Here is a 14,369-nt window from a genome sequence, read left to right on the forward strand (position 1 = left end):
ATCAGGCTGCGGTGGGCCATTCGACGGCGGCCTTGACGATGCCCTTCGTCGGCTTGGACTCATCAAAGGTGCTGTCCGCCTTCTTGGTGTCCAGCTCGGGGTACCGCACGATCTTGCCGCCGTACAGGTGAAGGGTGTCGATGTAGTCGGCCCGGTACTTCTCCGACTGGCCCTCACGGAAGCCCGAGAACTGGGAAGCGTAGGTGGCAAAGTCCTTATGTCCAGCCACGATGTCCACGCCCGCAGGCATCGCCGTGGTGCTCAGGATCGTGAAGCCCGCCAGACGCGCCACAACACCGTTCGCAGTCACGCCACCGTCGCCGTAGGCAGCAGCGTTGGCGACGGCCGGAAGTTCCACGAGGTAGCGCTTCACGCGAGGCGAGACGACGACGTACCGGCCCGCTGGGATGTCGTTGTCGTCCAGGGCCAGCATCATGTCCAGGATCGTGCTGTAGAGGCTCTGTGGGATGTTGGCTGCGGTCGGCTGGACGTTGGGGAGAGCCGTGGCGCCGTTGGCGATGATGCCGCCCATGAACGTATCGGCCTCCCGGGCAAGGGCGCGGATCATCTGCTGGTTGATCGGGGAGTCAAGGCCCGAAATGGTGAGCTGGACTCGCTCGGCGTCCTCCACGAGCACCTGGAGATATTTCGCCTCAGTGATCGGGAGCTTCTGATCCACGGTCTCCGGGCGCTGCGCCGTCATGCCATCGGGAACCTTGTAGTCCCCGACCGAGGGTCGCAGAAGCGAGTTGATGTGGACCACATCACCCTTCTTCCGGATCTCACCCTCGTACTTGTTATTCGAGACGATCGGGGAAGCCCAAACAAGCAGCGGATCAAACTGAGTCAGCAGGTCGGCGTCCCAAATCTCGGGGACGAAGGTGTGAGTGGAAGCATTCTGGTAGGCAAAGGTCATATAGGTACTCCTGGTTAGCGCTTACGGACATCAAGAGAAGGGCGTCGGACCGCAGGCGGGTCGTATCGGTTGTAGCCAGCTCCAGCGATCGGAGCGAACTTTGGCTCCTGGGCCGCTGCGAGCGGAGCCAGGGCCTTGCCGATTGCCTCGGCCGATGGATTTCCGTTCTCATCAAGGAGCTTGGAAGTATCCAGATAGTCGGTGAAACCGTCACCGAGCTTGATACCGGCCTGGGCGGCCTGGATCCTGACTTCGGCCTTGGCAAGCCTGGTTGCGTACTCGCGCTGCACCTCGGCCCGGACCGCTTCGGAACCGTCGGCCGGCACCTGGGCTGAAGAATGGGAATCAGTCTGTGGGTCGCTCACAGGCGACACCTCCTCAGAATCTAATCAAGGGGGAGAAATAAGGGCCGCTCTCAAGGCGGCCCATCACCCTCACAAGAGGACAACGTAAGAGAAGACACTGCCCCCCTTACCCCCCACTGCGAACGTTGCAAGCAGGAAGTAAGGGGGGAGTCTTCTCTACGTTGTCCCCTCACAGGGAGGTATCCGCAGAGCCTCATAACGACTTAGGAACTGCCCGGCCCGTGGGCCGTGCCAGAGACACACCGCCGAGTGTGCATGGCCCCAGAGGGAATCACCCTCTACCCATGGGGAATAAATGCCAGACTCATGTCCAGCCAGGTACGTTCAATGGGAGCCAGCAGTCCCTGCTGGCCTGGTAGCAGTCCTCCAGAACGGGACGGACCCACTCCGCGATCGGAGCCGGGTGGTCCTCGATGTAGGCAAGGTTCCGGTGCTTACCCACCCAGATGCCATGCGCCCTTAGACGCTCCGTGCGCGCCCTTGCGGGCTTCTGATGTGCCGGACAGTACTTCCGTGGGTTCCCTTGGCGACGAGGCTTGCCCGGGGTGTACAGCGGCTCCCTGCAACCCATCCAGCGACAGCACTCCCAGACTTCACGCTTAGCCTGTTCCTTTCCGCACTTGTGAAAGCCGCCCACTTCAGCCAAGGCGGTCTCTATGTGCTCCGTCTCTTGCGTAGGGACCTCGGAGATGAGTGCTGACAGATGCTTCAACTTGCCTTCAGGGTCGAAGCTTGGCAGAGATGCTACGAGAGGTACGACCAAAGGAACCATTCCAGTGTGAGCCGCCGCTATCCGGTCGAACTCCATTTCTTCTCGTCGCGGCCATGAGGCAGGCCAGTTGTCCCATACTTCATCGCCGTCCGCCTCCAGGAGTGCGTCCGCCTTCCGCTCCAGCCTGCGCCGCTCCCACTCGCCGGACGGGGGGATTATGTCGTTCACCCTAGCCCTCTCAAAACAAGAAAGCCCCCGGTTGCCTCGGGGGCGTCACTGGTCACGCTGTTCACTTCTGCTGGTCTAGCCACTTCTCCAAGTCCGCCGGGCGGCACCGGAGAGATTGACCCACACGCCGGAACGGGATCTGTTCACCTCGCCAGTTGTCGTAGACCCAACTGCGCGGCTTGCTCAGGAACTCGGCTACCTCTGTAACCGTCAACAGCCTTACCAAGATGACCTCCGAAAAAAGGAAAGCCCCCGAGTCGCCTCGGGGGCCGTCGAAATATGAAGTTCGGGAACTGCGGGTTTGGCTAGCTGTCGATGCTCTCCATGGAGTCCAACACGGCCTTGGTCTTGTCGGTCACTTCTCCACCGGCCTTGCCCGCAACGGTGCCCAGGTAGCCATCCCGCCGCGCCTTCTTCAAGTGGTCCTTGATCGTCTCTGGGCGACGCTCGATGAGTCGGGCGAGCCACGGCACCGGCGCCGGGGCCCCACTCTCAGCCATGGCGGCGTACGTCGCAGCCAACATCGCCAGGTATCGGTCTGAGACGCCTTCAGCCGCCAGAAGGCGGCCAGCCGCCTCCCCTGAGGCGTCCAGCGTCCGCGTGACGTCCTCCAGGGTCTTCTGGGCCTTTGGCGCCATCTTGGCCAAGTTCATCGCAGCCGCGATGTCGAGCCTGCGGAGCACGGTCGTAGAGATGCCGCGCACGACGTCGCGAGGCTCGGCGTCATCGGCCGGCTCCACCGTCATGCGCTGCGGGCCTCCTGCGATCGGCCCCACAGGCCACCACATCCGGATCACCCAGCCGCCTTGCTGCTGGGTGATCTCGAATCCGCTCTCGTCTGCTTGCATACCCCGACCATACACCACCGGGAGTGGTCCACCCTGTGTTGACAACCCAGGGTGGACCGTGCGCAGACTGAGGGCCAAGGGGGCTGGCCACAGCAGGCGGGGGCGGGCCCATTTACGACGAGAAGGGCCGGCTCAGACGTGGCAAGGGCATGGGTAGCGCGATCCAAGGACGACCCGAAGAAGTGGACGGCGTTCTGGTACGACCCGGACGGGAAGCAGCGGCAGAAGTCCTTTGAGACCAAGAAGCGCGCCGACGACCACCGGAAGCGGAAGGAACAGGAGCTAGACGCCGGGACCTACCTGGACGACAAGCTGGGGAAGCAGCCCGTGACGGCGGTCTGGGAGCAGTGGACCAACCAAAGGAAGTTGGAGAACAGCACCAAGAAGCAGTACCGCTCGATCCAGAACACGACCCTGGAACCGTTCTTCAAAGCTCGCTTCATCGTGTCCTTGAAGGTCGCGGACATCGAACAGTGGCTCTTGTGGATGGAGCAGGACCGCAAGCTGTCGGCCCGGACCCGTCGTCAGCGGTTCTCGTTCTTCTCCGGGATGATGGACTGGGCCGTCGTCAACGAGATCATCGGGCGCAATCCGTGCAAGAAGATCAGGCACGCAGGTAGCCGCGCCAAGGAGATCCGCGAGCACAAGAGCAACGCCCGGCGGCTGACGACTCGGGAAGTCTTGGCCATGCTGAACGGGGCTCCGCCCCGATACCGAGCGATGCTCTGGCTCATGGCGGGATGCGGACTCCGCATCGGTGAGGCCATGGCGGTCTCGCGCGATCAGATCGACTTCCAGGCTGAGGTCCTGCGCGTCGATTTCCAGATCGCGGAGGACGGCGAATCCGAGTCGGGGAAGAACAGCGCGCTACAGCGGCGGCACATCAAGGCCCGCGACGAGGAGGAGCCGGGGCGCGTCGTGCCCCTTCCGCCGAACGTGGCGTTCGAGCTGCGCAGGCACATCAAGAACCACGGCGTGTGGGGGCCGGAGCGCCTGTTGTTCCCGAACGTGACCCGGACCGGGTACGTGTACGCCTCGTACTTCTACCGGCAGATCTGGCTGCCCGCCCTGACGAAGGGCGAGGTGCCTTACTGCAAGCCGCACTCCATGCGGCACTACTACGGCTCTCGGCTGCTCTATGCGGGCGTCCCTGAGAACGACGTGGCCGACTGGATGGGGCACAGCAGCACGGACGTGCTCCGGGAGCACTATCACTACATCTTCGAAGGGGCCGAGCAGCGCGGACGTGCAGCCATCGCAACCATGCTGACCCCCGGCGCGGACGACCCCACCGAGCGGGCCGAAGTCGCCTGACCCAGCCCATACGGAAGGCCCCCGGCATCACGCCGGGGGCCTTGTCGTTTGTGCAGCTCAGCACCGTTTTTCAGCCCAGGTTCCGCCCAGGATTTCCCCAGCATGACGCCCAGGAAGGGCCCGGAACGGGCCCGAACGGACCGGAAGCCGACCGCCGCTCCCCGATCATCCGAGACGGCGGCTGACCTGCGGAAACCCTGCTACGGCAGGTTCCTCGCCATGACGATCCGCTGAACCTGGTTCGTACCTTCATAAATCTGCGTGATCTTCGCGTCGCGCATCATGCGCTCCACCGGGTAGTCACGGGTGTAGCCGTAGCCGCCGAGGAGCTGGACGGCGTCCGTGGTGACCTCCATGGCCACGTCGGAGGCGAAGCACTTGGCCGCGGCGCCGAAGAAGGTCAGGTCGGCGTCGACGCGCTCGGACTTGGCCGCGGCCGAGTAGGTGAGCTGGCGGGCGGCCTCGATCTTCATGGCCATGTCCGCGAGCATGAACTGCACGCCCTGGAAGTCGCCGATCGGCTTGCCGAACTGCTTGCGCTCCTGGACGTAGCCCTTGGCGTAGTCCAGGGCGCCCTGGGCGATGCCGAGCGCCTGGGCGGCGATCGTGATGCGGGTGTGGTCGAGGGTCTTCATCGCGGTGGCGAAGCCGGTGCCCTCGGCGCCGATCATGCGGTCGGCGGGGATCCGGACGTTGTCGAGGTAGACCTCGCGGGTCGGGGAGCCCTTGATGCCGAGCTTCTTCTCCGGGGCGCCGAAGGACACGCCCTCGTCGCCCTTCTCGACGACGAAGGCGCTGATGCCCTTGGAGCGCTTCTCCGGGTCGGTGACGGCCATGACCGTGTAGTACTCGGAGACGCCCGCGTTGGTGATCCAGCGCTTGACGCCGTTGAGCACCCAGAAGTCCCCGTCGCGCACGGCGCGGGTCTTCATGCCGGCGGCGTCGGAGCCGGCGTCCGGCTCGGAGAGGGCGTAGGAGAACATCGCGTCGCCCTTGGCGAGCGGGCCGAGGTACTTGGCCTTGAGCTCCTCGGAGCCGGAGAGGACCACCGGGAGGGAGCCGAGCTTGTTCACGGCCGGGATCAGCGAGGAGGAGGCGCAGACGCGGGCCACTTCCTCGATCACGATCACGGTGGCCAGGGCGTCGGCGCCCGCACCGCCGTAGGTCTCGGGCACGTGGACGGCGTGCAGGTCGTTGGCGACCAGCGCGTCGAGGGCCTCCTGCGGGAAGCGGGACTCCTCGTCGACGGCTGCGGCGAACGGCAGGATCTTCGCCTCGGCGAGCGAGCGGACCGACTCGCGGAGCATGTCGTGCTCCTCGGCCGGGCGGTACAGGTCGAAGTCGGCAGAACCCGCCAAGATCTCTCACTCCCCAGGGTGACACGCGATACGTGATGCTAACTACCGTTAAGTAACCCAAGCTTAGTGTCCCGGTCACGGATCGCGATATGGACGGGGCACGTGAGTTGCGTGACAGGGGCGGTGCTGCCGGGGCCGCTCCTGGAGACCGTCCCCGCCGGTGGGCCCGACTATGCTCAGTGGCCGCAAACGGCCCCGCACCTCTGGAGCACCCATGGCCCCCCTCAGGATCACTGTGATCGGCACCGGTTACCTCGGTGCGACCCATGCCGCGGCGATGGCCGAGCTGGGCTTCGAGGTGCTGGGGCTGGACGTGGTGCCGGAGAAGATCGAGATGCTGGCCGCGGGCCGGGTGCCGATGTACGAGCCGGGTCTGGAGGAGCTGCTGGCCAAGCACGTGGCCGGGCTGCCGGGCTCGACCGGGCGGCTGCGGTTCACGACCTCCTACGAGGAGGTCGGCGCCTTCGGCGACGTCCACTTCGTCTGTGTGAACACGCCGCAGAAGCACGGCGAGTACGCGTGCGACATGTCCTACGTCGACGCCGCGATGTCCTCGCTGGCCCCGCACCTGACGCGGCCGGTGCTGGTCGTCGGCAAGTCCACGGTGCCGGTGGGCTCCGCGCAGCGGCTGGCGGAGACGCTGGTGGAGCTCGCGCCCGCGGGCCGGGACGTGGAGCTGGCCTGGAACCCGGAGTTCCTGCGGGAGGGCTTCGCCGTGCAGGACACCCTGCACCCGGACCGGATCGTGATCGGCGTACAGGGCGAGCGCGGCGAGAAGGTGCTGCGCGAGGTGTACGAGACCCCCATGTCGGAGGGGTCCCCGCTGGTCGTCACCGACTTCCCGACCTCCGAGCTGGTCAAGACCGCCGCCAACTCCTTCCTCGCCACCAAGATCTCCTTCATCAACGCGATGGCGGAGGTGTGCGAGGCCGCCGGCGGTGACGTGGTCAAGCTGGCGGAGGCCATCGGCTACGACGAGCGGATCGGTGCGAAGTTCCTGCGGGCGGGGATCGGCTTCGGTGGTGGCTGCCTGCCCAAGGACATCCGGGCCTTCATGGCGCGCGCCGGCGAGCTGGGCGCGGACCAGGCGCTGACGTTCCTGCGCGAGGTCGACTCCATCAACATGCGGCGCCGCGGTCACATGGTCGAGCTGGCCCGCGAGGCCGTGGGCGGGTCCTTCCTCGGCAAGCGGGTCGCCGTGCTCGGCGCCACCTTCAAGCCGGACTCCGACGACGTCCGCGACTCCCCCGCGCTGAACGTGGCCGGTCAGATCCACCTGCAGGGCGGTCAGGTCACCGTCTACGACCCCAAGGGCATGGCCAACGCGCGGGAGGTCTTCCCGACCCTCGGGTACGCGGACTCCGCGCTCGCGGCGGCCCGTGGCGCGGAGGTGGTCCTCCACCTCACGGAGTGGCGCGAGTTCCGCGACCTCGACCCGGCGGAGCTCGCCTCCGTGGTGACCGACCGGCTGGTGCTGGACGGCCGCAACGCGCTGGATCCGGTGCGGTGGCGTGCCGCCGGCTGGACGTACCGGGCGATGGGGCGGCCCCGGGCCTGACCCCTGCGGGGTTGTGCGGCCGCCTGGAAGGCCCGGGGCCGCGCCCCGGACCCCGCGCCTCAAACGCCGGCGAGGCTTGTTTTGCGGCGGGACGTGAATTCCGCGTCGCGGATGACGCGCTGGGCGTTGCCCCAGGCCAGCAGGGCGAGGTCCGGTTCGGGCCAGCCTCGGTCGAGGAGTTCCGCGATCAGCCGCGGGTAGCCCGAGGGATCGGTCAGGCCGGTCGGGCGCAGGACCGTCGGCTCGGTGCCGAAGGCGGCGCCGAGTCCGACGCCCTCCGGGCCCGCGACCGCGCGTACGTGGTCCAGGTGGTCGGCCACGGCGTGCAGGGAGTCCCCGGTGCGCGCGCTGTCGAAGGTGACCATCACGAGGCCGTTCGCCTCGCGCACCGCGAGGAGCACCTCGTCGGGCGTGTTGTCCGGATGCGGGTTCAGCGCCGCGGCCGCGGTGTTGGAGATGATCACCGGGGCCTTGGAGGCGCCGGCGAGCCGGCAGGCGGCCGCCGGTTCGCAGCCCGCGAGGTCCAGGAGGATCGCCAGCCGGTTCGCCTCGTGCACCACCTCGTGGCCGAAGGGCGTCAGCGTCTCCTGGGCCCAGGGCGCTCCCGCGGGTGCGAGGAGCCGTACGCCCAGGGCGTGGAAGGCGCGCAGCGCGCCCAGGGAGCCGGACAGGGCGCGGCCCGGCACGGGGCCGAGGAAGCAGGCGATCCGGCCGCGGTTGCGGGCGTCCGCCATGTCGTCGGCGCTGAGTGCGAGGCGGAGGCTGTCGGGGTAGCGGCGTACGAGGGTCAGCGCCGCGTCGATCTGTTCCAGGGTGTCCGAGACGACCTGGTCGGCTGCCGCGTCCGCGTCCGGGCGGCCCTGCGGCGGCACGAGCAGGGACCAGAACTGGGCCCCCACCCCGCCGGCGCGCAGACGCGGGATGTCGGTGTCGACGCCCGTGTCGGGGGTGTCGATGTCGTGGTACGGGCTCTGGCGCAGGGTCCAGACCAGGGTGTTGCACCCGTCGGCGACGGGGTGGACGGACAGCAGCGCGGCGGCGCGTTCGAGGGCGGTCGCCTTCGTCGCGGGGCCGGCGGGAGCGGGGGGCTCCTCGGCCCCGATGCCCACGGGGTGGGGTTCGTCCTGCAGGTCGGCCATGGCACTCGCTCCGGTCTCGGCGGCAGCAGGGAGACGCTGCCACGGTGCCACGCGGGGCGGACCGGACGCCCGGCGGGTGTGGCGATCGGGTGACCCGCGGTCACGCCCCGTCACCACGCCCGGCGCGTCACCGTCCGTCGCGTCACCGCGCGTCGCGTCCCCCGTGCTGGATCACCGCGTTCGACGGGCCCCGGGTGGCCGACAGGTCGCGTGCCACCGCTTCCGCGTCGCGCAGTGCGCGTACGGCGTTGGACCAGGTCAGTTTGGCGAGGTCGGCCTTGGACCAGCCGCGTGCCAGGAGTTCCGCGACCAGGTTCGGGTAGCCGGCCACGTCGTCCAGCCCGGAGGGGGTGAAGGCCGTGCCGTCGTAGTCGCCGCCGATGCCGATGTGGTCGATGCCGGCGACCTCCCGCATGTGGTCCAGGTGGTCGGCCACGGTGGCGGCGGTGGCCACCGGCCGGGGGCGCGCCTCCTCGAACGCCCGGTGCAGGGCCATCGCCTCGGGGGTGGTGTCGAGGTGGTGGAAGCCGTGGGCGCGTAGGTTCTCGTCGGCGGCCAGGGTCCATTCGACGGCCGCGGGGAGGATGAACTTCGGTACGAAGGTGGCCATCGCCACACCGCCGTTGGCAGGCAGCAGCGCCAGCACGTCGTCGGGGACGTTGCGCGGGTGGTCGCACACCGCCTGGGCGGAGGAGTGGGAGAAGACCACCGGCGCGACCGAGACGGCGAGGGCGTCCCGCATGGTCGTCGCGGCGACGTGCGAGAGGTCCACCAGCATGCCGACGCGGTTCATCTCGCGGACGACCTCGCGGCCGAAGCCGGTCAGGCCGCCGTGGCGGGGCTCGTCGGTCGCGGAGTCCGCCCAGTCGATGGTGTCGTTGTGCGTGAGCGTCATGTAGCGCACGCCCAGCCTGTGCAGGGCGCGCAGCGTGGCGAGGGAGTTGTTGATGGAGTGGCCGCCCTCGGCGCCCATCAGGGAGGCGATCCGGCCGGCGGTGCGGGCCTGCTCCATGTCGTCGGCCGTCAGTGCCCGCACGAGGTCGCCGGGGTAGCGGTCGATCAGCTGGCCGACGGCGTCGATCTGCTCCAGGGTGGCGCTGACGGCCTCGTCGCCCGCGTAGTCCGAGCGCACGTACACGGACCAGAACTGCGCCCCGACACCCCCGGCGCGCAGCCGGGGGATGTCGGTGTGCAGGTGGGCGGACTGGTCGCCCGCGATGTCCCGGCGCGCCAGGTCGTAGCGCACCTGTTGGCGCAGCGCCCAGGGCAGGTCGTTGTGACCGTCCACGACGGGGTGCTCGGCCAGCAGCTCGCGCGCCTCCGCCAGGCGCTGCGCCGCGCTCACTTGCCGAATCCGAAGGACTCCGTGTTCGCGACCTTGGTGCGCAGCCGCTTGCCCTTCTCGGTGGCCTGGTCGTTCAGCTCCTGCTGGAAGTCGCGCATCCGGGCCAGCAGCTCCGTGTCGTGGGCGGCCAGCATCCGTACGGCCAGCAGGCCGGCGTTGCGCGCTCCGGCGACGGAGACGGTGGCGACGGGGACGCCGGCGGGCATCTGGACGATCGACATCAGGGAGTCCATGCCGTCGAGGTACTTCAGCGGCACGGGTACGCCGATGACCGGGAGCGGGGTGACCGAGGCGAGCATGCCGGGCAGGTGGGCGGCTCCGCCGGCGCCCGCGATGATCGCCTTCAGGCCGCGTCCGGCGGCCTGCTCCCCGTACTCGATCATCTCGCGCGGCATCCGGTGGGCGGAGACGACGTCGACCTCGTAGGGGATCTCGAACTCGTCGAGGGCCTGGGCGGCGGCCTCCATCACGGGCCAGTCCGAGTCGGACCCCATGACGATGCCGATGACAGGACCTGCGGCGGTGGTGCTCATTCGGTGACCGTTCCTCTGAGGTAGTCGGCAGCGTGGCGTGCGCGCTCCAGCACATCGTCCAGGTCGTCGCCGTAGGTGTTGACGTGGCCGACCTTGCGGCCGTGTTTCACGTCCTTGCCGTACATGTGGATCTTGAGCTTGGGGTCGTGGGCCATGCAGTGCAGGTAGGCCGCGTACATGTCGGGGTAGTCCCCGCCCAGCACGTTCGCCATGACGGTCCACGTGGCGCGGGGGCGGGGGTCGCCCAGCGGGAGGTCCAGGACCGCGCGCACGTGGTTGGCGAACTGGGAGGTCACGGCCCCGTCCTGGGTCCAGTGGCCGCTGTTGTGCGGGCGCATCGCCAGTTCGTTGACGAGGATCCGGCCGTCGGTGGTCTCGAACAGCTCCACGGCCAGGTGGCCGGTCACGCCGAGTTCCTGCGCGATGCGCAGGGCGAGGGCCTGGGCCTCGCCGGCCAGGTCCTCGGGGAGGTCCGGGGCGGGAGCGATCACCGTGTCGCAGACCCCGTCCACCTGGCGGGATTCGACGACGGGGTAGGCGACGGCCTGCCCGTGCGGGGAGCGGACGATGTTCGCCGCGAGTTCGCGGACGAAGTCCACCTTCTCCTCGGCGAGGACGGGGACGCCCGCCTTGAAGGGGGCCTCGGCGTCCTGCGGGGTGCGGACGAACCACACCCCCTTGCCGTCGTAGCCGCCGCGCACGGTCTTGAGGATGACGGGGAAGCCGCCGACCTCGTCCGCGAAGGCGGTCACGTCGTCCGGATCGCTCACGATCCGGTGGCGGGGGCTGGGGGCGCCGATCTCGTCGAGCTTGGCGCGCATCACCCCCTTGTCCTGGGCGTGTACCAAGGCGTCGGGCCCCGGGCGGACGGGGATGCCGTCCGCTTCCAGGGCCCGCAGGTGCTCCGTGGGTACATGCTCGTGGTCGAAGGTGATCACGTCACAGCCGCGCGCGAAGGCGCGCAGCGTCTCCAGGTCGCGATAGTCGCCGATGACGACGTCGCTCACGACCTGGGCCGCCGAGTCCTGTGGTGTGTCACTGAGGAGCTTGAATCTGATGCCGAGGGGGATGCCCGCCTCGTGGGTCATGCGGGCGAGCTGACCGCCGCCGACCATGCCGACTACCGGGAACGTCACTCCTCCAGGGTATCCGCCGGTATTGCGCCATCCGGACCTGGCCCCGGAGGGTGTCCTGGCGCGATCTGCCGGGTGTGCCGTGCGTCGCAGGGCGCCGGAAGGCACAGACGGAGTACCGGGGGGACACTTAGCATGGGTGGGTTGACGGAGAACACCGGACGCCCCGTGAGGGGGCGGTGACCGACAGGACTGGCCTACTGATGAGCACGCAGGGCGGATCTGTCCTCGAACGTCTACGCGGCCTCGTGCGAGAGGTCGCCAAGTTCGGGGCGGTCGGCGGCCTGGGTGTCCTGGTCAACCTGGGAGTCTTCAACCTGATCCGCCACACCACCGACCTGCAGGTGGTGCGCGCGAGCGTGATAGCCACGGTGGTGGCCATCACGACGAACTACCTCGGCTTCCGCTACTTCGCCTACCGGGACCGTGCCCAGAGCGGCCGGACCCGTGAGATGGCCCTGTTCGCCGCTTTCAGCGGGGTCGGCCTGGTCATCGAGAACGGCGTGCTCTACACGGCGACCTACGGCTTCGGCTGGGACGGGCCGCTCGCGAGCAACGTGTTCAAGTTCATCGGCATCGGCATCGCCACCGTCTTCCGCTTCTGGTCGTACCGGACCTGGGTCTTCAAGGCCCTGCCGCCGGCCGCTCCGCCCGCGGCGGCCGAACCGGCGCAGGGGCCGCCGCCCCGGCCGGAGCGCCGGTCCGAGCCGCGGCCGGAGCCGGAGCCCGCGAACAAGTGACGCTCAGCGGACGGTCTTCTCGGCCCGCGCCGGTTCCGGGGCCGTGCGGCTGAGGAACAGCGCGAACACCGGGGGCTGCGTCTGGAGCAGTTCCAGACGGCCGCCGTCGGCCTCGGCGAGGTCCCGGGCGACCGCGAGGCCGATCCCGGTGGAGTTGCGGCCGCTGATGGCACGCTCGAAGATCCGGTTGCCGAGGTCCGGGGGGACGCCCGGTCCCTCGTCGGTGACTTCCAGCACCGCCTGGTTGCCGATCACCCTGGTGCGCAGGGCGACGGTGCCGCCACCGTGCATCAGGGCGTTCTCCACCAGGGTGGCCAGTACCTGGGAGACCGCGCCGGGGGTGCCGACGGCCCGTACGCCCTGCTTCCCGGAGCGCACGATGGCCCGGCCGGCGCTGCGGTAGGCGGGCCGCCACTCCTCGATCTGCTGTTTGACGACCTCGTCGAGGTCGAAGGGGACGGCGGAGCCGGTACGGGGATCCCGCGAGTTCGTCAGGAGCCGCTGCACGACGTCCGTCAGCCGCTCGACCTGGGTCAGGGCGATCGTCGCCTCCTCCCGTACGGTCTCCAGGTCCTCGGTGACCGTGATCTCCTCCAGGCGCATCGACAGCGCCGTGAGCGGGGTGCGCAGCTGGTGGGAGGCGTCCGCGGCGAGGCGCCGTTCGGCGGTGAGCATCCGGCCGATCCGCTCGGCGCTGGCGTCGAGCACGTCGGCGACCCGGTCGAGCTCGGGTACCCCGTACCGCTTGTGGCGGGGCCGCGGGTCGCCCGAGCCGAGCCGTTCGGCGGTCTCGGCGAGGTCGGTGAGCGGGGAGGCCAGCCGGTTGGCCTGCCGTACGGCGAGGAGTACGGCGGCCACGACGGCCAGCAGGGCCACCGCTCCGACGACGGCCAGGGTCCGTACGACCTCCCTGGTCACGGTGGAGCGGGCCTCCTCCACGACGACGGTCTCGCCCTGCTCGCCGCGTGCGGTGCCGCGTACGACGCTGTCGGGGATCGACGCGCCGACCTCGACGGCCGGCTGCCCGGGGACGGCGATGCGGGCGTAGTGGCCGGCGTCGAGCAGTTCGGCGAGGGCTGCGGGGTCGACGGGCTTCTTCTCCAGGACGTTCGCCTCGACGACGCCCACCAGCCGCAGCGCCTCGGACTCGACCCGGTCCTGGGCGCTGCTGGTGATGGTCCGGGTCTCCACGATGACGAGGGAGACGCCGAAGACGGCGATCACGACGAGCACCACGGCGAGCGTGGACTGGATGAGGCGGCGGCGCATGAGGTGGGTCCCTGAGACTGGGGGGTGTCCGGCGGATCAGGGGCGGACAGCCCCTAGCTCTTCTCGAAGCGGAAGCCGACGCCTCGGACGGTGGCGATGTAGCGGGGGTTGGCGGCGTCGTCGCCCAGCTTCTTGCGCAGCCAGGAGATGTGCATGTCGAGGGTCTTGGTGGAGGACCACCAGGTGGTGTCCCAGACCTCGCGCATGAGCTGGTCGCGGGTGACGACCCGGCCCGCGTCGCGTACCAGGACGCGCAGCAGGTCGAACTCCTTGGCGGTGAGCTGGAGCTCCTCCTCGCCCATCCAGGCGCGGTGCGACTCGACGTCGATGCGGACGCCGTGGGTGGCGGGGGGCTGGGCGGTTTCGTTGGCGCCGCGCCGGAGCAGGGCGCGGACGCGGGCCAGGAGTTCGGCCAGGCGGAAGGGCTTGGTGACGTAGTCGTCGGCGCCGGCGTCGAGGCCGACGACCGTGTCGACCTCGTCCGCGCGGGCGGTGAGGACCAGGATCGGGAAGCCGTGGCCTTCGGCGCGCAGCCGGCGGGCCACTTCGAGTCCGTCCATGCCCGGCAGGCCCAGGTCCAGGACGACGAGGTCGACGCCGCCCTGCAGTCCCGCGTCCAGCGCGGCGGGGCCGTCCTCCCGGACCTCGACCTCGTACCCCTCCCGGCGCAGGGCGCGGGCCAGGGGCTCCGAGATGGATGCGTCGTCCTCGGCGAGCAGTACACGCGTCATGTGGGTGATGGTAGTGCGCGGCGACCTGATCGAGAGGCCTGCCTGCGGACCCCTTCCTATCTGGGCTTATGAACCGCCGAGCGCCTTCGAATATGGTCGAACGGTTCCCGGCTTGCCTTGTGATCCATCTCTCAAGTCCTTTCATATGCCGCAGTGTCGTGTCGTATGGTGGCGAGACGC

General features: G+C 69.0%; 14 protein-coding genes. 3 read left to right on the forward strand and 11 right to left on the reverse strand.

Annotated elements, in window-relative coordinates:
• Position 1: 1 nt before the first annotated feature.
• From BSL84_RS13130 to BSL84_RS13140, 4 genes are all read right to left on the reverse strand, one after another.
• Entirely contained in the window at positions 2–916 is a 915-nt protein-coding gene (locus BSL84_RS13130) for a hypothetical protein (protein WP_075970403.1), read from the reverse strand.
• A gap of 14 nt (positions 917–930) precedes the next feature.
• Entirely contained in the window at positions 931–1,281 is a 351-nt protein-coding gene (locus tag BSL84_RS36055; protein ID WP_158880237.1) for a hypothetical protein, read from the reverse strand.
• Positions 1,282–2,282: 1,001 nt separating this feature from the next.
• Positions 2,283–2,447 (reverse strand): helix-turn-helix domain-containing protein, encoded by a 165-nt coding sequence (locus BSL84_RS13135; RefSeq protein WP_324616525.1) that lies wholly within the window; start codon positions 2,445–2,447, stop codon positions 2,283–2,285.
• 79 nt (positions 2,448–2,526) lie between these two features.
• Positions 2,527–3,069, reverse strand: coding sequence for a hypothetical protein (locus tag BSL84_RS13140; RefSeq protein WP_075970405.1), 543 nt, complete (start codon positions 3,067–3,069; stop codon positions 2,527–2,529).
• A gap of 138 nt (positions 3,070–3,207) precedes the next feature.
• Here BSL84_RS13140 and BSL84_RS13145 point away from each other — a divergent pair, with 138 nt between their 5' ends.
• Positions 3,208–4,383, forward strand: a complete 1,176-nt coding sequence (locus BSL84_RS13145; RefSeq protein WP_075970406.1) for a tyrosine-type recombinase/integrase — start codon at positions 3,208–3,210, stop codon at positions 4,381–4,383.
• A gap of 200 nt (positions 4,384–4,583) precedes the next feature.
• Here the strand turns inward: BSL84_RS13145 and BSL84_RS13150 are convergent, their stop codons facing one another.
• Positions 4,584–5,741 carry an acyl-CoA dehydrogenase family protein gene (locus BSL84_RS13150; RefSeq protein ID WP_030031571.1) on the reverse strand — a complete coding sequence of 386 codons (1,158 nt, stop codon included), beginning with the start codon at positions 5,739–5,741 and terminating at the stop codon, positions 4,584–4,586.
• Positions 5,742–5,955: 214 nt separating this feature from the next.
• On the opposite strand from BSL84_RS13150, the gene BSL84_RS13155 reads away from it, so the two are divergent.
• Positions 5,956–7,299, forward strand: coding sequence for a UDP-glucose dehydrogenase family protein (locus BSL84_RS13155; protein WP_030031572.1), 1,344 nt, complete (start codon positions 5,956–5,958; stop codon positions 7,297–7,299).
• A gap of 59 nt (positions 7,300–7,358) precedes the next feature.
• Here the strand turns inward: BSL84_RS13155 and BSL84_RS13160 are convergent, their stop codons facing one another.
• The 4 genes from BSL84_RS13160 to BSL84_RS13175 form a co-directional block, all read right to left on the reverse strand.
• Positions 7,359–8,438, reverse strand: coding sequence for a membrane dipeptidase (locus BSL84_RS13160; RefSeq protein WP_079273183.1), 1,080 nt, complete (start codon positions 8,436–8,438; stop codon positions 7,359–7,361).
• Between the two features lie 142 nt (positions 8,439–8,580).
• Positions 8,581–9,783 carry a dipeptidase gene (locus BSL84_RS13165; RefSeq protein WP_075970408.1) on the reverse strand — a complete coding sequence of 401 codons (1,203 nt, stop codon included), beginning with the start codon at positions 9,781–9,783 and terminating at the stop codon, positions 8,581–8,583.
• Positions 9,780–10,316 (reverse strand): 5-(carboxyamino)imidazole ribonucleotide mutase, encoded by a 537-nt coding sequence (gene purE, locus BSL84_RS13170; RefSeq protein ID WP_030030490.1) that lies wholly within the window; start codon positions 10,314–10,316, stop codon positions 9,780–9,782. Before purE ends, BSL84_RS13165 begins: the two co-directional genes overlap by 4 nt.
• Positions 10,313–11,452: a 5-(carboxyamino)imidazole ribonucleotide synthase gene (locus BSL84_RS13175; protein WP_075970409.1), complete on the reverse strand. Its 1,140-nt coding sequence runs from the start codon at positions 11,450–11,452 to the stop codon at positions 10,313–10,315. Before BSL84_RS13175 ends, purE begins: the two co-directional genes overlap by 4 nt.
• 200 nt (positions 11,453–11,652) lie before the next feature.
• On the opposite strand from BSL84_RS13175, the gene BSL84_RS13180 reads away from it, so the two are divergent.
• Positions 11,653–12,189 carry a GtrA family protein gene (locus BSL84_RS13180; RefSeq protein WP_078849300.1) on the forward strand — a complete coding sequence of 179 codons (537 nt, stop codon included), beginning with the start codon at positions 11,653–11,655 and terminating at the stop codon, positions 12,187–12,189.
• Positions 12,190–12,192: 3 nt separating this feature from the next.
• Here the strand turns inward: BSL84_RS13180 and BSL84_RS13185 are convergent, their stop codons facing one another.
• Together BSL84_RS13185 and BSL84_RS13190 are read right to left on the reverse strand one after the other, a co-directional pair.
• Positions 12,193–13,458, reverse strand: a complete 1,266-nt coding sequence (locus BSL84_RS13185) for an ATP-binding protein (protein WP_075970410.1) — start codon at positions 13,456–13,458, stop codon at positions 12,193–12,195.
• A gap of 53 nt (positions 13,459–13,511) precedes the next feature.
• Entirely contained in the window at positions 13,512–14,189 is a 678-nt protein-coding gene (locus tag BSL84_RS13190) for a response regulator transcription factor (RefSeq protein ID WP_030030859.1), read from the reverse strand.
• Positions 14,190–14,369: the final 180 nt, after the last annotated feature.

This window comes from Streptomyces sp. TN58, from assembly GCF_001941845.1.
GTDB lineage: Bacteria > Actinomycetota > Actinomycetes > Streptomycetales > Streptomycetaceae > Streptomyces.